Consider the following 17566-nt stretch of genomic DNA (forward strand, 5'->3'; position numbering starts at 1 on the left):
GATCCGTCGGCATCGAAGGTTAAATGGGAAGGGTATCACCGAAGTGAATATATAGCTTTGGTGAAGCGAACCCGGGGAACTGAAACATCTCAGTACCCGGAGGAAAGGACATCAACAGAGACTCCCGTAGTAGTGGCGAGCGAACCGGGACCAGGCCAATGCCTTCAATTCAAGTAGCAGAACACTCTGGAAAGTGTGACCATAGCGGGTGACAGTCCCGTATGCGAAACTGATGTTGAAGGATTTGAGTAGGGCGGGGCACGTGAAACCCTGTCTGAAAATAGGGGGACCACCCTCTAAGCCTAAGTACTCCTGTATGACCGATAGTGAACTAGTACCGTGAGGGAAAGGTGAAAAGCACCCCGATGAGGGGAGTGAAACAGTACCTGAAACCGAACGCCTACAAGCAGTAGGAGGGCCCTTGAGGCCTGACTGCGTACCTCTTGCATAATGGGTCAGTGACTTAGTGTAACAAGCAAGCTTAAGCCGTTAGGTGTAGGCGCAGCGAAAGCGAGTCTGAATAGGGCGACTGAGTTTGTTGCATTAGACCCGAAACCCGGTGATCTAGGCATGACCAGGTTGAAGGTGCGGTAACACGCACTGGAGGACCGAACCGTTCAATGTTGAAAAATTGTCGGATGAGTTGTGTTTAGGGGTGAAAGGCCAATCAAACCGGGAAATAGCTGGTTCTCCGCGAAATCTATTGAGGTAGAGCGTCGGATGAATACCTTGGGGGGTAGAGCACTGGATGGATGCGGGGGTCGCGAGATCTACCAATTCTAACCAAACTCCGAATACCCAAGAGTAATATCCGGCAGACAGACGGCGGGTGCTAAGGTCCGTCGTCAAAAGGGAAACAGCCCTGACCTACAGCTAAGGTCCCCAAGTCATCACTAAGTGGGAAAGCATGTGGGAATCCCAAAACAACCAGGAGGTTGGCTTAGAAGCAGCCATCCTTTAAAGAAAGCGTAACAGCTCACTGGTCTAAACAAGGGTTCCTGCGGCGAAAATGTAACGGGGCTCAAGTGATGCACCGAAGCTTAGGGTGTGTAGCAATACACGCGGTAGCGGAGCGTTCCGTAGGCTGATGAAGCGATCTGGTAATGGGTCGTGGAGGTATCGGAAGTGCGAATGCTGACATGAGTAGCGATAAAGAGGGTGAGATGCCCTCTCGCCGAAATCCCAAGGGTTCCTGCTTAAAGCTAATCTGAGCAGGGTAAGCCGGCCCCTAAGACGAGCCCGAAGGGGGTAGTCGATGGGAACCACGTTAATATTCGTGGGCCTGGAGGTGTGTGACGGATCTCGTAAATTGTCTGGCCTTATTGGATTGGTCAGGCTTTGAAGAGGTTCCAGGAAATAGCCCCTCCATTATAGACCGTACCCTAAACCGACACAGGTGGGATGGTAGAGTATACCAAGGCGCTTGAGAGAAGTCTCCTGAAGGAACTCGGCAAATTGCCTCCGTACCTTCGGAAGAAGGAGGCCCCACATTTGGGCAACCATTTGTGGGGGGCACAGGCCAGGGGGTAGCGACTGTTTAGCAAAAACACAGGGCTCTGCTAAGTCGGCTTCAAGACGACGTATAGGGCCTGACGCCTGCCCGGTGCCTGAAGGTTAAGTGGAGGGGTGCAAGCTCCGAAATGAAGCCCAGGTAAACGGCGGCCGTAACTATAACGGTCCTAAGGTAGCGAAATTCCTTGTCGGGTAAGTTCCGACCTGCACGAATGGCGTAACGACTTCCCCACTGTCTCCAGGAGATGCTCAGCGAAATTGAATTCTCCGTGAAGATGCGGAGTACCCGCGGTTAGACGGAAAGACCCCGTGCACCTTTACTGCAGCTTCAGAGTGGCATTAGGAAAGAACTGTGTAGCATAGGTGGGAGGCTTTGAAGCACTGGCGCCAGCCGGTGTGGAGCCATAGGTGAAATACCACCCTGTTGTTTTCTGATGTCTAACCTCGGTCCATGAAACTGGATCAGGGACCCTCTGTGGCGGGTAGTTTGACTGGGGCGGTCGCCTCCTAAAGAGTAACGGAGGCGCGCGATGGTAGGCTCAGGACGGTTGGAAACCGTCTGTTAGAGTGCAATGGCATAAGCCTGCCTGACTGCGAGACTGACGAGTCGAGCAGAGACGAAAGTCGGTCATAGTGATCCGGTGGTCCCGAGTGGAAGGGCCATCGCTCAACGGATAAAAGGTACGCCGGGGATAACAGGCTGATGATTCCCAAGAGCTCATATCGACGGAATCGTTTGGCACCTCGATGTCGGCTCATCACATCCTGGGGCTGGAGCAGGTCCCAAGGGTTTGGCTGTTCGCCAATTAAAGTGGTACGTGAGCTGGGTTCAGAACGTCGTGAGACAGTTTGGTCCCTATCTGCCGTGGGCGTCGAAATTTGAGAGGAGTTGACCCTAGTACGAGAGGACCGGGTTGAACATACCTCTGGTGTACCTGTCGTGGCGCCAGCCGCGCAGCAGGGTAGCTATGTATGGACGGGATAACCGCTGAAAGCATCTAAGCGGGAAGCCTCCCTCAAGATAAGATTTCACAGGACCGTGGAAGACCACCACGTTGATAGATCGGATGTAGAAGCGCGGTAACGCGTGGAGCTAACCGATACTAATTGTCCTATTCGCACTTAAGAGTCCCGCCATCAACGACAGGCCTGACAGGTTTGTCCGGAAATGACGGATGATTGATCAGACAGTATTGCAAGCTTAATAGCACGGGCATCGATTGAACCCTTTTGACCTACGCCGGCTTCATTGCTTGGTGACCATGGCGTCAGTGACCCACCCGATCCCATCTCGAACTCGGCCGTGAAACCTGACAGCGCCGATGGTACTGTGGCTGAAGCCCCGGAAGAGTAGGACGTTGCCAGGCATTGTGGCCGGCGTAAGGTCGAAAGAAACCCATTCACAAAGTCAGGGCGGCGTTGGCCGCCCTTTGCCGTTTTGGCGATCCTGCCAGGGATCGCCGGACTGGTTGACGCGGGATGGAGCAGCCCGGTAGCTCGTCAGGCTCATAACCTGAAGGTCGCAGGTTCAAATCCTGCTCCCGCAACCAACAAAAAGCCCGCCAGGTCGATGATCCGGCGGGCTTTTTTGCGTCTCGGGACTGGCTTTGCCCGGATCAATGGTCCGGGCGCAAGCAATCACGTCTCCGCCAGCCAGGCACGGCAGAAGGTGTCGACCGCGGCATCGACGTCTTCCGCCAGGCGGCTGAGATCGCGGCTTTCGGGAAGGCTCAGCACCGCGAACTGATATAGTCCCGACTGGCAGAGGCCCGCGAACTGTTGCACCGCGCGCATCGGATCGCCTTTGCGAATCTCGCCGCGCGCCATCTTTTCCGCGACCCAAGCGGCGGCGCGCGCCTTGCCCCGACGCGGCCCGCGATCATAGAATGTTTCGGCCAGATGCGGGAAGCGTTCCGCCTCGCCGACGACCAGCCGGTAGAGCGACAGCAGCGGCGAGGCGGCCAGCTTGGTCATCAGAATCATTCCGAAATTGCGGAGCACGTCGGCGACCGGCGCGTCGACCGGCAGGTCGACGGTCAGCGCATGGCCATGCCGTTCGACAATATCGTCGACCACCGCGGCGAACAGATCCTCCTTGGAAGGGAAATAGGTCCAGAGCGTCGTTTTGGAGCCGCCGACTTTGCTGGCGATCGATGACATGGTCGTTCCCGCATAGCCGTTGGCGAAGAACAGATCGCGCGCCGCTTCGACGAACGCCTTGCGGCGCGCGGCGGCGGCGTCGTCGGCAGCAGCCGTACTATCTGGTATCATTTTCGTTGACAACGCATCCTCCAGAGTTCATTGGCGCATGATACCAGCTAGTATTGTTGGAAGCCATGCTTCGTTCGATTTTTATTGCAACCGTCGTTTTCAGCCTGTTGGCGGGCTGCGCAAGCGTTCCCGACCTCGGCCCGAAGCCGGTCGCGGCGGCGCCCGAATCGCTCGCGTCGAACGTCACGCTGGCCGGAACCGGGGCCGCATGGCCGGTCGAAGGCTGGTGGCACGGCTTTGGCGATGCGCAGCTCGACGCGCTGATGGCGGAGGGGCTCGCGGGGTCACCCGACGTCGCCATCGCCGCGGCGCGCGTGCGTGCGGCCGAGGCGCTGGCGCAGCAGGCGGGAGCCGCGCTGTTGCCGCGCGTCGGCGCGGAAGCAAGCGCTGGCGGGGTTCGGCAAAGCCGCAACATGGGCGTTCCGCCGCAGTTCGTTCCCGAGGGCGTGCAGGACACGGGACATATCGCCGCGACCTTTGCCTTCGATCTCGATCTGTGGGGCCGCAATCGCGCCGCGCTCGCCGCCGCGACCTCCGACGCCCAGGCAGCGCGCGTCGATGCGGCGCAGGCGCGGCTGATGCTGACGACCGCCATCGCGTCGGCCTATGCCGATCTGGCGGGCTATTATCGCGCGCACGACGTTGCCAGTGATGCGGTGCGCGTGCGCACCGCCAGCGCCGACCTGTCGGGCCAACGCGCGCGCGCGGGTCTTGAAAACCAGGCGAGTGAGCGGCAGGCCGAAAGCCGCGCGGCGTCGGCTCGCGCCGATGTCGCCGCGCTCGACGAAGCGATCGCGACGACGCGCAACCGGATTGCCGCGCTCGTCGGTGCCGGTCCCGACCGCGGACAAAGCATCACCCGGCCGCAGATGAAGCGACCGGCGCTGGACCTTCCCACCGGCGCGGGGATCGACCTGATCGGCCGCCGCCCCGACATCGTTGCCGCGCGGCTGCGCGCCGAGGCGGCGGCGAAGCGCATCGACGTCGCCCGCGCCGATTTTTATCCCAACATCAGCTTGTCGGCGCTTGTCGGGCTGCAATCGCTCGGACTTTCCAGGCTGTTCGACGCGGGGTCCGAATATGGCAGTGGCGGTGCGGCGATCAGCCTGCCGGTCTTCGATGGCGGGCGGCTGCGGGGTCGCTATCGCGGCTCCCGCGCCGATTATGACACTGCCGTCGCCACCTATGACCGCACGCTGACCGGCGCGCTGCGCGAAGTCGCCGACATCGTCGCGGGCCGCGCCGCAACGGCGCGCCAGCTCGCCGGGCGCCGCGAAGCGCTGGCGGCCGCCGCCGAAGCGTCGAAACTCGCCACGCTGCGCTATCGCGCGGGCCTTGCCAACCAGATTGAGCAACTGACCGCGGAGGACGCCATGGTCGCATCGAGCCGCGCGGTCGCCGAGCTGGAGGCGCGCGAACTGGCACTCGATATCGCCCTGATCCGGGCGCTTGGCGGCGGATACAGGACCGACACCCCGACAGGAGACGAATGATGGCCGACGAAACGGCTGCGACCGAAACCGGCGCTCCCGATACTGCGCTCCAGATCAATGGCGCGCGGCGCAAGACGCTGCTCCGCATTCTTGCGCTCGTCGTGCTGGCGGCCGCGACCCTGTGGGGCGCCTGGTATTATCTGACGCAGGCGGGGCGCGTTCATACCGACAATGCCTATGTCGGCGCCGATTCGGCACAGGTCACCGCACTCGTTTCCGGCCCGGTCAAAGAGGTGCGCGTCAGCGGCACGCAGGCGGTGAAGAAAGGCGACATCCTCGTCATCCTCGACGATGCCGACCAGCGCATCGCCGTTGCCGACGCCGAGGCGGCGCTGCGCCTTGCACGCCAGCGTTACGGGCAGGCCGATGCGAATGCCGACGCGGCGCGCGCGCGCGTCGCCGCCCGCGACGCCGATGTCGCGCAGGCGCGCGCACGGCTGCGTGATGCCGAGGCGAGCGTCGAACGCGCGCGCGCCGATCTGGCGCGGCGCGAGAGTATCGCAGGCACCGGCGCGGTGTCGGCCGAGGAGCTGACCGCGGCGCGCGCGGCGGTCAAGCAGGCACAGGCCGCGCGCGACCTTGCCGCCGCGGCGATCGCCGCGGCCGAGGCGACGCGCGGATCGGCAAGCGGCGATCTTGGCGCTGCCGAGGCGGTGGTGCGCGGGACGACGGTGGACACTGCCCCTGAAGTGGCGGCGGCCGAAGCGCGGCTGGAAAAGGCGCGGCTCGATCTTGCGCGCACGGTCATCCGCGCGCCGGTCGATGGCATCGTTACCAACCGGCAGGTGCAGGTCGGCCAACGGATCGCGGCAGGCGCGCCGATCATGGTGATCGTTCCGATCGCCACCGCCTATGTCGACGCCAATTTCAAGGAAAGCCAGTTCGGCGACATCCGCATCGGCCAACCGGTCGAACTGACGTCGGACTATTATGGCGGCGACGTCGTCTATCGCGGCAAGGTGGTGGGCATCGCCGGCGGCACGGGCGCGGCCTTTTCGCTGATCCCCGCGCAGAATGCGACGGGCAACTGGGTCAAGGTCGTTCAGCGTCTGCCGGTGCGCATCGCGCTCGATCCGAAGCAGTTGAAGGAGCATCCGCTGCGCGTCGGGCTGTCGATGGAAGCGACGATCGACACGCGCGGCAACTGACATGGCAACTGCCGCCGCCTCCACCGCGATCGCCGCCGAGGCGCAGCCGCTTTCGGGCGTGCGGCTGCTCGTCGCCGCCTTTGCGCTCGCGCTCGCCAATTTCGTCGTCGTGCTCGACACGACGATCGCCAATGTGTCGGTGCCGCATATCGCGGGCGGCCTCGCTGTGTCGCCGACGCAGGGGACGTGGGTGATTACCAGCTATGCGGTCGCCGACGCGATCAGCGTGCCGCTCACCGGCTGGCTCGCCTATCGTTTCGGCACGGTGCGCTGGTTCCTCTATTCGATTTTCGGTTTCGGGCTGTTTTCGCTGCTCTGCGGCGTCGCGCAGACGCTCGACGCGCTCGTCCTATTCCGCATCCTCCAGGGCCTGTCGGGCGGGCCGCTGATGCCGCTGTCGCAGATCCTGCTGCTGCGCGTCTTTCCCAGGGAAAAGGCGGGCATCGCGCTTGCCATCTGGGCGATGACCACGACCACCGCGCCGATCCTTGGCCCCATCCTTGGCGGGCTGATCAGCGACAATTGGAGCTGGCACTGGATTTTCTTTATCAACCTGCCGGTTGTCGCCATCTGCGCCTTTGGCGTCGCGATGCTGCTCATGCCGTTCGAGACGCAGCGCGCAAAAGCGCCGATCGACGTCGTCGGACTCGTCCTGCTTATCGTGTCGGTCGGCGCGTTCCAGATCATGCTGGACACGGGCCGCGAGCATGACTGGTTCGGGTCGGCGTGGATCGTCACGCTCGCGATCGTCGCCGCCATCGGTTTCGCCGCTTTCGTCATCTGGGAACTCACCGACGCCAATCCGATCGTCAACCTGCGCATCTTTCGCTTTCGCGGTTTCACCTTTGGCACCGTCGCGCTGTCGCTGGGTTTCGGCGCCTTTTTCGCGCAGGTCGTGCTGACCCCGCTGTGGCTGCAACAGGTCGCGGGCTATACCGCGACCGAGACGGGTTATGTCGTCGCCTGGCTTGGCTGTTTCGCGGTGCTGCTTTCGCCGATCGCGGCGGGAACGCTGGGCAAGCTTGACATCCGCCTGACGGTGAGCGCGGGCATATTGTGGATGGCGACGATGTCGGTGCTGCGCGCCGGCTGGAACGCCGATGTCGATTATTGGACGCTGGCGCTGCCGCATGTGTTGCAAGGCATGGGCATGCCCTTTTTCTTCGTCGGCCTCACCGCGCTGGTGCTGAGCTCGGTGCCGGTCCGGGATCAGACGTCGGCCGCGGGGTTGATGAGCTTTCTGCGCACGCTGAGCGGCGCGATCGGCACGGCGGTCGCGACGACCGCGTGGGACGAGGCGGGGCGAACGTCGCGGTCGGAGCTGGTCTCCTCGCTCAACGATTCGGGCGGCTTCATGGCCTCGCTCGAACGCGCGGGGCTGACGCTCGAACAGGCGCGCGCGCTGCTCGACCGGCTCGTCGAGGTGCAGGCGCTGACGCTTGGCGTGATCCACATCTTCCTCGCGGCAGCGGTGGTGTTCGTGATTGCGGCGGCGAGCGTCTGGATGGCGCCCAGACCCAAGCAAGTCTCGATGGGCGCGGCGCACTAGGATCCTGACGCTGCGCCTCGCGGCTTGGGCTTCGGCGGCGACCATGCTAGGCGCGGCGCCATGTTGACGATCAACGGCCTTACCGTGCGGCTTGGCGGGCGCACCATCCTCGACCGCGCGAGCGCAAGCCTGCCGGGGCGGAGCCGCACGGGCCTGATCGGCCGCAACGGTGCGGGCAAATCGACGCTGATGAAGGTGATGATCGGCCAGCTCGAAGCCGACGAGGGCGGCATCGAAATGCCGCGCAAGACGCGCGTCGGCTATATCGCGCAGGAGGCGCCGAGCGGCAGCGCGACGCCGTTCGAGACAGTCCTTGCCGCCGACACCGAACGCGCCGAGCTGCTTGCGGCGTCGGAGGTCGAGCGCGACCCGCACAAGCTGGGCGACATTCACGAAAGGCTGATCGCGATCGATGCCTATACGGCGCCCGCGCGCGCCGCGCGCATCCTGATCGGATTGGGTTTCGACGAGGCGATGCAGCGACAGCCGCTCGACAGCTTTTCGGGCGGGTGGAAGATGCGCGTTGCGCTTGCGGCGCTGCTCTTTTCGAACCCCGACCTGCTGCTGCTCGACGAACCATCGAACCACCTCGACCTCGAAGCGACGATGTGGCTCGAAAGCTTCCTCAAATCCTATCCGGGCCAGCTCGTCGTGATCAGCCACGAGCGCGACCTGCTCAACAATGTCGTCGACCATATCCTCCACCTGGAGGGCGGCAAGGTGACGCTTTACCCCGGCGGCTATGATGATTTCGAGCGGCAGCGCGCCGAGCGCATCGCGCAGCTTGCGGCGGCGAAAGCGGCGCAGGATGCGCAGCGCGCCAAGCTTCAGGATTATGTCGCGCGCAACAGCGCGCGCGCCTCGACCGCCAAACAGGCGCAGTCGCGCGCCAAGCAGCTCGCGCGGATGCAACCGATCGCCGCGGTCGCCGAAGACCCCGGCCTTGTCTTCGATTTCCCCAGCCCCGACGCGCTGAAGCCGCCGCTGATCACGCTCGACCTTGCGAGCGTCGGCTATGCGCCGGGCAAACCGATCCTGACACGGCTCAACCTGCGCATAGATCCCGACGATCGCATCGCGCTGCTCGGCCGCAACGGCAATGGCAAGACGACGCTCGCGCGGCTGCTCGCGGCGCAGCTGGCGCCGATGGACGGTGCCATGGCGGCGTCGGGCAAGATGCGCGTCGGCTATTTCACCCAATATCAGGTCGAGGAACTCGACGGCAGCGACACCCCGCTGGGCCATATGACGCGCGTGATGGCGGGCAAGACGCCGGGCGCGGTGCGCGCGCAACTGGGGCGTTTCGGCTTCACCGGCAACAAGGCGACGACCGAGGTCGGCAAGCTGTCGGGCGGCGAACGCGCGCGGCTCGCGCTCGCGCTGATCACGCGCGACGCGCCGCATCTGCTGATCCTTGACGAACCGACCAACCACCTCGACGTCGATGCGCGCGAGGCGCTGGTGCAGGCGCTCAATGGCTTCGACGGCGCGGTGCTGATCGTCAGCCATGACCGCCATATGCTCGAACTTACCGCCGACCGGCTGGTGCTTGTCGATGGCGGCACCGCGCGCGAGTTCGACGGCAGCCTGGACGATTATGTCGCCTTTATTCTGGGCAAATCGGCGGCGAACGACGATGCAAAGCCCGCCGCAAAGCCGAGGGATGCGAAAGCCGCGCGGCAGGAAGCGGCGAAGGCGCGCGAGGCGCAGGCGGAGCTGCGCAAGAGTGCGAAGGAACTGGAGGCCAGGGCCGGAAAGCTCGCGCAGCAGATCCGCGCGATCGACCGCGCGATGGTCGACCCTGCCAGCGCCGAACCCGCACTCGCGAAACTGACGATGGGCGAGCTTGCCCAGCGCCGCGGCAGGCTGGCGGCCGAGCTGGAGGCGGCCGAGGCGGCGTGGATGGACGCGCTGGAGGCCATCGAGACCGCGGCGGCCTGAGTGCTTCCCGTCGCCCCCGCTTTCGCGGCGGCGACGGCTTGCCTTGAATGCGGTCAGCATTGACTCGCCCCGCGCATTCCATCATAATAGTTTCAATTGAAACCATATGAGGGAATGACCATGGCCGACCTGTTCGAAAACCCGCTGGGCCTCGACGGCTTTGAGTTCGTCGAGTTTTCGGCGCCGGAAAAGGGCATTCTCGAACCCGTGTTCGAACGCATGGGCTTTACCCGCATCGCGCGGCACCGCTCGAAAGACGTGCAATTGTGGCGCCAGGGCGACATCAATCTGATCGCCAACTACGAACCCCGCTCGCCCGCCGCCTATTTCGCCGCCGAGCACGGCCCGTCGGCGTGCGGCATGGGATGGCGTTGCCGCGACGCGGCCAAGGCCTATGTCGAGGCCATCGAGCGCGGCGCCGAGCCGGTCGAAACCACGCCCGGCCCGATGGAACTTCGCCTGCCGGCGATCCGCGGCATCGGCGGTTCGATCATTTACCTCATCGACCGTTATGGCGACGACCTCAGCATCTATGATATCGACTTCGTTTACGAGGAGGGCGTCGATCGCCATCCGGTCGGCGCGGGGCTGAAGCTGATCGATCATCTGACGCACAATGTCTATGGCGGCCGCATGGCGCATTGGGCCGCTTTCTATGAGCGTATCGCCGGTTTCCGCGAGATCCGCTATTTCGACATCAAGGGTGAATATACCGGGCTGACGTCGAAGGCGATGACCGCCCCCGACGGCAAGATCCGCATTCCCCTGAACGAAGAAGGCGCAGGCGGCGGCGGCCAGATCGAGGAATATCTGCGCGCCTATAATGGCGAGGGCATCCAGCACATCGCCTTTGCCTGCGACGATCTCTATGCCGCGTGGGACAGACTGAAAGCGCTTGGCAACCCGTTCGCGCCGTCGCCGCCCGAAACCTATTATGAACTGCTCGCCGAACGCCTGCCTGGCCATGGCGAGCCGGTCGACGAACTGAAATCGCGCGGCATATTGCTCGACGGATCGACCGCCGAGGGCGACCCGCGCCTGCTGCTCCAGATTTTCGGCCAGACCGTCATCGGCCCGGTCTTTTTCGAGTTCATCCAGCGCAAGAAGGACGAGGGGTTCGGCGAGGGTAATTTCACCGCGCTGTTCAAGTCGATGGAACTCGACCAGATCCGCCGCGGCGCGCTCAACGTCGAAGCGGAGCCCGCCGAATGACGAGCCCGATCAAACTCGGCGGCGTCCACCACGCCGCCTATCGCTGCAAGGATGCGAAGGAAACGGTCGAATGGTATGAGTCCATGCTGGGCATGACCTACACCACCGCCTTTGCCGAGGATCATGTGCCGTCGACCGGCGAATATGACCCCTATATGCATGTGTTTCTCGATGCCGGGAACGGCAATATCCTCGCTTTCTTCGAACTGCCGAACCAGCCCGACATGGGCCGCGACGAAAATACGCCGAAGTGGGTGCAGCATCTGGCGTTCAAGGTCGGCAGCTATGACGAGCTCGTCGCGGCGAAGGCGCATCTGGAAGCGAACGGCGTCGACGTGCTCGGCCCGACGCACCATGGCATTTTCAAGTCGATCTATTTTTTCGACCCCAACGGCCACCGCGTCGAGCTGGCGTGCGACATCGGCACCGACGAACAATATGCCGAACTGAGACGGGTCGCGCCGCTGATGCTGGAGGAATGGAGCCGGACCAAAAAGGCCCCGCGTCACGCCGACTGGCTGCACCAGGCGGCGAACGAATAGCGCTGAAGGCAGCAAAGAATGCGCCGGGATCGCCGCATGGCGATCCCGGCACGGCTCCCGCCAGGGACGAGGGGAGCATGGGGCAGCGATAGCGTCCGTGCGAAGCGGCTGCCGGATCGTCAGCGCCTGACGATGGTGATGGTCGCCGCGGCGGCGACCTCGATCCCTGCCTGCCGCGCCGCAATCAACTCGCGTCCGGCTTCGCGCCCGTCGGTCAGGGCGGTGTCATAGCACCGCTCGACCGATATCTTGCGAGCCAGCGATTCGGGATCGGGTCGCACGTCGCACACCGACCGGGCGGCGGCGCGAGAATCGCTGGCCCGACTTCTGCCGCGAACCGGGCCTGCGCTACGATTGTCGGCGCGAGGCGGCCCGGCTGGTCGATGCCGCGCGGTCCATCAATGCCGGAAGTGCCGCATCCCGGTGAACAGCATCGCGAGTCCCGCATCATTCGCCGCCGCGATCACTTCGTCGTCGCGGATCGATCCGCCCGGCTGGATCACGCAGGTCGCGCCCGCCTCGACCGCGGCGAGCAGCCCGTCGGCAAAGGGGAAGAAGGCGTCGCTTGCCACCGCGCTGCCGACGGTGCGCGGGCTTGCCCAGCCGTGGCTCTCGGCCGCCTCGCGCGCCTTTGCCGCGGCGATCCGCGCGCTGTCGCGGCGGTTCATCTGTCCCGCGCCGATGCCCGCGGTCGCGCCGCCCCTGGCATAGACGATCGCGTTCGATTTTACATGCTTGGCGACGGTCCAGGCGAACAGCGCGTCGGCCAGTTCTTCCTCGGTCGGCGCGCGCGCGGTCACGACCTTGAGGTCGGCGCGCGAGATGCGGCCATTGTCGCGGCTCTGTGCCAGCCAGCCGCCCGCGATCGTCTTCATCATCAACCCGCCGCGCGCCGGGTCGGGCAATTCGCCCGTCAACAGCAGGCGGAGGTTCTTCTTTTTGGCGAAGATCGCGCGCGCGTCGGCGTCGGCGTCGGGGGCGCAGACGACTTCGGTGAAGATCGCGCTGATCGCTTCGGCGGTCGGTCCGTCGAGCGGCCGGTTGACGGCGATGATGCCGCCGAATGCCGATACATCATCGCATTTCAGCGCCGCGTCATAGGCTTCGGCCAGGCTGGCGGCGGTGGCGACACCGCACGGATTGGCATGTTTGACGATGACGCAGGTCGGATCGGCATCCCGAAACTCGGCGACGAGTTCAAGCGCGGCGTCGGCGTCATTGATATTGTTATAGCTCAGTTCCTTGCCCTGCACCTGTTCGGCTTGCGCGATGCCGCGCGCCGACGGGCCAGCGGGCAGATACAGCGCCGCTTTCTGATGCGGGTTTTCGCCGTAGCGCAGCTCGCAATCGAGCTTTGCGGTCAGCGGCAGCGTGTCCGGGAACAATTGGCCCTGGTCGGCGAAAGCGAACCAGCTCGCGATCATCCCATCATAGGTCGCGGTGTGCGCGAAAGCGGTCGCGGCGAGCCGCTTGCGCAGGTTCAGCGTCATGGCGCCGCCGTTGGCGTCCATCTCGGCGATCAGTGCGGCATAATCTTGCGGTTCGGTGACGATGCCGACGAATGCATGGTTCTTGGCCGCCGAGCGCACCATCGCGGGGCCGCCGATGTCGATATTTTCGATAATTTCGTCCCGCGCAGCACCCTTCGCCACCGTCGCGGCGAAGGGATAGAGGTTGACGACGACCAGGTCGATCGCGCCGATGCCGTGCGCGTCCATCGCGGCGACGTGTGCCGCATCACCGCGCACCGCGAGGATGCCGCCGTGGACGGCCGGGTGCAGCGTCTTGACGCGCCCGTCCATCATCTCGGGAAAGCCGGTGAGGTCGGCGACGTCGAGCACGCTATGACCCGCCTCGCGCAATGCTTTCGCCGTGCCGCCGGTCGATACCAGCTCCACCCCGTGGCGGACGAGCGCGGCGGCCAGCTCGGCCAGCCCTGCCTTGTCGCTGACGGACAAAAGCGCGCGGCGGACGGGAATCAGGTCGGTCATGGGAAGGCGGCCTTTGAAGACGGGAAAGACGCGGCTCCCCTAGGCGCGTGCGCGAGCTATCGCAAGCGTGGTCGGCCCATAAATGCGCCGTGCCCCCGCGAAGGCGGAAAGACCATCACCTGCCGGTTGAAAAAAATGGAACCAACCGGACACGGGTTGCGCCTTTGCGGGAGCGCGCCCGTTTCATGACGCGGCGCCCTACAGCCCCAGCGCCGCCGCGATCCGGTCCCAGCGCACCAGCTTGAAGTTCTGCGCCCTTGGCGTGTTGTCGCCGTCCTGCGCGATGAAGATGCCGTCGGGGAAGGCGGGGCCGAAATGGCCCGCGACCGCTTCGATCCCGTCGGTTTCGCTCGTCGCGCCGAACTGGCCCGCCGCAACGGCAAAGCGGCCGACATATTCGACCGACGGCAGGCGAAACACCGCATAGGCATTGTCGCCCTGGCTTGACGCGATCAGATAGCGCTGACCCTTGTGGTCGATCGTCGCCAGCCCTTCGAGGTCGGCGACGAGCCGCTGATTGTCGATTGGCGCGACCAGGCGCGCCGCTGCGCCCTGGCCCTGTTGCTTCAGTTCCCACAATCCGCCGATTTCTTCGCCGACATAGAGCGTGTCGCCGTCGAAGACGCAGCCTTCGGACTGGGTCGGGATCTTATACTGCCATTGCACGGCAAAGCTTGGCGTCCCGTCGATGGTCAGTGTGCCGACGCGCACCGTGCCGTCCTTGACGATCAGCGCCGCGGTGATCGGTTCGCCCGGCGCGCCCTTCTTGACGCACAGGCCATAGGCTTCGCCCGGTCCCGCCGCCGCGCGACCGAGCGCGGCGACCGCGGGCGTCGCGCCGTCGAGGCGAAAGGCCGCGAGATGCGCGTTGACGCCGTCGTTGCGGTCGCTCGCGACGATGATGTCGCCCGCCACGTCGACATTGTTGACCAGTCCGGCCCTGATGAAGGCGACATCCTTGCCGGCAAGGTCATAAACGTGCAGCCCCGCCTTCTTGTCGGTCGCGATAATCAGCGCGCGGCCGGGATCGGCGGGATCGATCCAGACCGCAGGATCGTCGGCGGCATCGGCGCGGCCTGTGCCGACGGGCTGCGTCTCGCCGCTCGCGGTGACCTGCACCGGCGGCAGGCCGGTGATGACCGGGCCGCTCGCGGCGCAAGCGGCGAGCAGCGTGGCAAAGACGAACGAAGTCAACAGCTTCGCCTGGCGGGTTGCGGTCATGGTGGTTCCCCTCGTCACATCGGCGTCAGATCGGCGCAGCCCCGCGCCCGGTCGGTCCCCTTTCAGCAAAGCGCGCCCGCGTCAATTGCACAATATTTCCGTCACTTAACTGTCTCTAAAGTGTCATTTGACTCGCCGCAAACTGTCACACGCCGCCCCTAGACGGCCGGCAACCACAAGGGGGGTCTCGTCAAAATGATTCGAACTTTCAGCCTGCGTTCCACCGCCGCTCTCGCCATCGTCGCCGCGCTTGCCGCCGCCCCCGCCGCGGCGCAGCAGACGCCCGCCGACACTGCGCCGATCCAGCGCGACGACGGCGAAATCACGACCTCGCAGGACATCGTCGTGCTTGGCAGCGTCGGCTATCGTAATCGCAGCGACGCGGCCGAGCCCATCCTTTCCTATGACAGCGAATTTTTCCAGCGCTTCGAGCCGTTGACGGCGGGCGACGCGCTGAAGCGCGTGCCGTCGGTGACCTTCCTGTCGGACGTTATCGAAAGCGATGGGGCGCGGCTGCGCGGCCTGCCGCCGGGCTATACGCAGATCCTGATCAACGGCGAGCGCGTGCCCGGCAATGCGTCGGACCGCAGCTTCTTTCTCGACCGTATCCCCGCCGAGCTGATCGACCGCGTCGAGATCGTCCGCTCTTCGTCGGCGCGCCGCACCGGCGACGCGGTGGCGGGCACGATCAATATCGAATTGCGCGACGGTTATGCGCTCGACGGCGGTTATGTCCGCGCGGGCGCGCTCTATTACGATGACGAGGAGCTCGAACCGAGCCTCGGCCTCGTCTATGGCGGCCAGGTCGGGCCGGGCCGCCTGCTGATCGGCCTCAATTTTCAGGGGCGCCACAATCCCAAGAAGAAATTCTCGCTCCGCTATGGCGATTCGCCTGAGAATGATCCCGATTTCGCGACCAACGAGTTCGACAATCGCGAGGATCAGACCGACACGCGCGACGGCAAGGATTATTCGGCCAACGCGAGCTATGAAATCGACGGCGAAACCACCGATTTTCGCCTGAGCGGCTTTTTCGTCCGCACCGACCGCTTCGAAAGCGAGCGCAGCTTTGAATATGACGATCCGGTTGCGGTGAACGGACCGTTGCCGACGGGCAATCTGCTCAGCGACAATGCCAACGACAATGACATCGACCAGCAGAATTACAGCATCGACGCCAAATTGTCGCACCAATGGTCGCTCGGCAAGACGACGTTGCGCGTCGGTTTCGCGCGCTTCGACGACGAACAGAGCGAAAGCGAATATCAGATCGAGTTCAACGACGAGGGTGACGATCCCGAGTTCGAGCAGGAGTTTTTCACCACCGACATCGCTGACAAGGAGTTTTCGGTGAAGCTCGACCATGCGTTCGAGCTGGGCGGCGATACGCAGCTGGTCGTCGGCGGCCTGTATCAGGACAAGGATCGCCGCACCGCGATTCTTGAAACCGACGATGATGCGGAGTTCCCCGGGCTGGAGGGCCGCTACGACCAGTTCCGCAATAATCCGGCCGAGCTTGTGGCTCCGTTCGGCGAGCTCGAACCCGCCGACGGCGGGGTGAACAGCATCGAGGAGCGCCGCCTCGACGCTTTCGCGCTGGTGCAGGGCAAGTCGGGCGGGCTGACGTGGGAGGCGGGCATCCGCTATGAAACGACGCGCTTCGACATCACCGACTTTACCGAAGCCGCCGCGGTGCCGACACAGCGCAACGAATATGAAAAATGGTTGCCGTCGGCGTCGATCAAGTTCGATCTGACCCCGCGCGACCGCATCACCGCGTCCGTCGCGCGCACCAATCGCCGCCCCGATTTCAACTTCATCTCGCCGGCGCTGCTCGAAGAGGAAGTGGGCGACAGCGACCTGCTCGGCAATCCGCAACTCGGCCCCGAAACGGCGTGGGGCTTCGACCTCGGCTATGAGCGGCGCATCGGCCGCACCGGGGTTGTCGGGATCAATGCCTTCTACCGCGACGTCACCGACCTTATCGAGCTCACCAACACCGGCGAAGAGGGATCGGAAGGCGCGGGCACCTTCGTCTACCAGCCGCAGAATGTCGGCGATGGCAAGGTGTGGGGTGTCGAGTTCGACCTGTCGACCGACCTTGCTTTCCTCGGCCTGCCCGACACCGGCATTTTCGGCAATATCTCGTGGCTGGACAGCGAGATCACCGATTTTGCGGGCACGCGCCGGTTCAATGGCCAGTCGGACTATGTCTACAACATCGGCTTTATCCAGGACATTCCGGCGTGGGGTGTGGCGTTCGGCGCGACGCACCGCAAACAGGGCGCGGCCTATGACCGCGTCATCAGCGAAGAAGTGCGCACCACCTATGGCGCCGACCTTGAAATCTTCGTCGAAAAGCGGATCGGCAGCAATTTCACCATCCGGGCGGTCGGTTCGAACCTTTTGAACGGCGCCAAGCGCGAGGTGTTCAACAAGTTCGACAATCTCGAAGACCAGCTCGACCGCGATTTCGATGAATATGAGCTCGAAAGCGAAAAGGCCGGGCCGGTGTTCCAGCTGATGGCGCGATACGCCTTTTAGAGCGGCGAGCGGTTAAGCAGCGCCACCGTCCCGTTCGACAAGAACGGAATCGAAGCGTTGCCCATCTGGCGCACGATGCCCAAAGGTTCGGCAGCCGACGCTCAGTCCCTGGGGCGTCGGCTGCTGTTTCGCTGATCGTCCT

The 17566-nt window shown here is 64.0% G+C and carries 11 protein-coding genes, 1 tRNA gene and 2 rRNA genes (1 of these 14 cut by a window edge); 10 read left to right on the forward strand and 4 right to left on the reverse strand.

The genetic code is table 11. The annotated features are described in order from the left end of the window. The 3 genes from HUW43_RS00270 to HUW43_RS00280 form a co-directional block, all read left to right on the forward strand. Window positions 1-2638: ribosomal RNA gene (locus HUW43_RS00270) — 23S ribosomal RNA — on the forward strand; it begins 153 nt to the left of the window's first position. 126 nt (window positions 2639-2764) lie between these two features. Then, window positions 2765-2879, forward strand: a 5S ribosomal RNA gene (gene rrf, locus HUW43_RS00275). 106 nt (window positions 2880-2985) lie between these two features. Next, a tRNA-Met gene (locus HUW43_RS00280) sits at window positions 2986-3062 on the forward strand. An 88-nt stretch (window positions 3063-3150) separates the two neighbouring features. On the opposite strand, the gene HUW43_RS00285 is transcribed toward HUW43_RS00280, so the two are convergent. Further along, entirely contained in the window at window positions 3151-3783 is a 633-nt protein-coding gene (locus HUW43_RS00285; RefSeq protein WP_223181147.1) for a TetR/AcrR family transcriptional regulator, read from the reverse strand. A 65-nt stretch (window positions 3784-3848) separates the two neighbouring features. Here HUW43_RS00285 and HUW43_RS00290 point away from each other — a divergent pair, with 65 nt between their 5' ends. The 6 genes from HUW43_RS00290 to HUW43_RS00315 all read left to right on the forward strand — a co-directional run bounded on the left by HUW43_RS00290 (window position 3849) and on the right by HUW43_RS00315 (window position 11668). Continuing rightward, entirely contained in the window at window positions 3849-5276 is a 1428-nt protein-coding gene (locus tag HUW43_RS00290) for an efflux transporter outer membrane subunit (protein ID WP_188235597.1), read from the forward strand. Beyond that, window positions 5273-6424 carry an HlyD family efflux transporter periplasmic adaptor subunit gene (locus HUW43_RS00295; RefSeq protein ID WP_188235598.1) on the forward strand — a complete coding sequence of 384 codons (1152 nt, stop codon included), beginning with the start codon at window positions 5273-5275 and terminating at the stop codon, window positions 6422-6424. Before HUW43_RS00290 ends, HUW43_RS00295 begins: the two co-directional genes overlap by 4 nt. Before the next feature lies 1 nt (window position 6425). Next, on the forward strand, window positions 6426-7973 hold the full coding sequence (locus HUW43_RS00300; RefSeq protein ID WP_188235599.1) for a DHA2 family efflux MFS transporter permease subunit: 1548 nt from the start codon (window positions 6426-6428) through the stop codon (window positions 7971-7973). A gap of 60 nt (window positions 7974-8033) precedes the next feature. Further along, window positions 8034-9914, forward strand: a complete 1881-nt coding sequence (locus HUW43_RS00305; RefSeq protein WP_188235600.1) for an ATP-binding cassette domain-containing protein — start codon at window positions 8034-8036, stop codon at window positions 9912-9914. Window positions 9915-10034: 120 nt separating this feature from the next. After that, window positions 10035-11126, forward strand: a complete 1092-nt coding sequence (gene hppD / locus HUW43_RS00310; protein WP_188235601.1) for a 4-hydroxyphenylpyruvate dioxygenase — start codon at window positions 10035-10037, stop codon at window positions 11124-11126. Beyond that, the gene (locus HUW43_RS00315) at window positions 11123-11668 is read left to right on the forward strand and encodes a VOC family protein (protein ID WP_188235602.1); all 546 of its coding nucleotides are present in this window, start codon (window positions 11123-11125) and stop codon (window positions 11666-11668) included. Before hppD ends, HUW43_RS00315 begins: the two co-directional genes overlap by 4 nt. 119 nt (window positions 11669-11787) lie before the next feature. On the opposite strand, the gene HUW43_RS00320 is transcribed toward HUW43_RS00315, so the two are convergent. The 3 genes from HUW43_RS00320 to HUW43_RS00330 form a co-directional block, all read right to left on the reverse strand. Next, a complete protein-coding gene (locus HUW43_RS00320; protein ID WP_188235603.1) occupies window positions 11788-11949 on the reverse strand; it encodes a hypothetical protein in 162 nt (53 codons plus the stop codon). Between the two features lie 117 nt (window positions 11950-12066). Further along, window positions 12067-13659 carry a bifunctional phosphoribosylaminoimidazolecarboxamide formyltransferase/IMP cyclohydrolase gene (gene purH / locus HUW43_RS00325; RefSeq protein WP_188235604.1) on the reverse strand — a complete coding sequence of 531 codons (1593 nt, stop codon included), beginning with the start codon at window positions 13657-13659 and terminating at the stop codon, window positions 12067-12069. A gap of 198 nt (window positions 13660-13857) precedes the next feature. After that, window positions 13858-14880 carry a phytase gene (locus tag HUW43_RS00330; RefSeq protein ID WP_188235605.1) on the reverse strand — a complete coding sequence of 341 codons (1023 nt, stop codon included), beginning with the start codon at window positions 14878-14880 and terminating at the stop codon, window positions 13858-13860. Between the two features lie 195 nt (window positions 14881-15075). Here HUW43_RS00330 and HUW43_RS00335 point away from each other — a divergent pair, with 195 nt between their 5' ends. Further along, complete coding sequence (locus HUW43_RS00335; protein ID WP_188235606.1) at window positions 15076-17424, forward strand: TonB-dependent receptor plug domain-containing protein; 2349 nt, start codon at window positions 15076-15078, stop codon at window positions 17422-17424. Window positions 17425-17566: the final 142 nt, after the last annotated feature.

The organism is Sphingopyxis sp. LK2115 (genome assembly GCF_014595975.1).
In the GTDB taxonomy this organism is placed as follows: Bacteria; Pseudomonadota; Alphaproteobacteria; order Sphingomonadales; family Sphingomonadaceae; genus Sphingopyxis.

What these genes read in the sequence shown, in the direction of transcription:
- HUW43_RS00335 (WP_188235606.1), top strand. Translation starts at nt 15,076, where the DNA reads ATGATTCGAACTTTCAGCCTGCGTTCCACCGCCGCTCTCGCCATCGTC.
- HUW43_RS00285 (WP_223181147.1), bottom strand. Translation starts at nt 3,783, where the DNA reads ATGATACCAGATAGTACGGCTGCTGCCGACGACGCCGCCGCCGCGCGC.
- purH (WP_188235604.1), bottom strand. Translation starts at nt 13,659, where the DNA reads ATGACCGACCTGATTCCCGTCCGCCGCGCGCTTTTGTCCGTCAGCGAC.
- HUW43_RS00315 (WP_188235602.1), top strand. Translation starts at nt 11,123, where the DNA reads ATGACGAGCCCGATCAAACTCGGCGGCGTCCACCACGCCGCCTATCGC.
- HUW43_RS00300 (WP_188235599.1), top strand. Translation starts at nt 6,426, where the DNA reads ATGGCAACTGCCGCCGCCTCCACCGCGATCGCCGCCGAGGCGCAGCCG.
- hppD (WP_188235601.1), top strand. Translation starts at nt 10,035, where the DNA reads ATGGCCGACCTGTTCGAAAACCCGCTGGGCCTCGACGGCTTTGAGTTC.
- HUW43_RS00330 (WP_188235605.1), bottom strand. Translation starts at nt 14,880, where the DNA reads ATGACCGCAACCCGCCAGGCGAAGCTGTTGACTTCGTTCGTCTTTGCC.
- HUW43_RS00305 (WP_188235600.1), top strand. Translation starts at nt 8,034, where the DNA reads ATGTTGACGATCAACGGCCTTACCGTGCGGCTTGGCGGGCGCACCATC.
- HUW43_RS00290 (WP_188235597.1), top strand. Translation starts at nt 3,849, where the DNA reads ATGCTTCGTTCGATTTTTATTGCAACCGTCGTTTTCAGCCTGTTGGCG.
- HUW43_RS00295 (WP_188235598.1), top strand. Translation starts at nt 5,273, where the DNA reads ATGATGGCCGACGAAACGGCTGCGACCGAAACCGGCGCTCCCGATACT.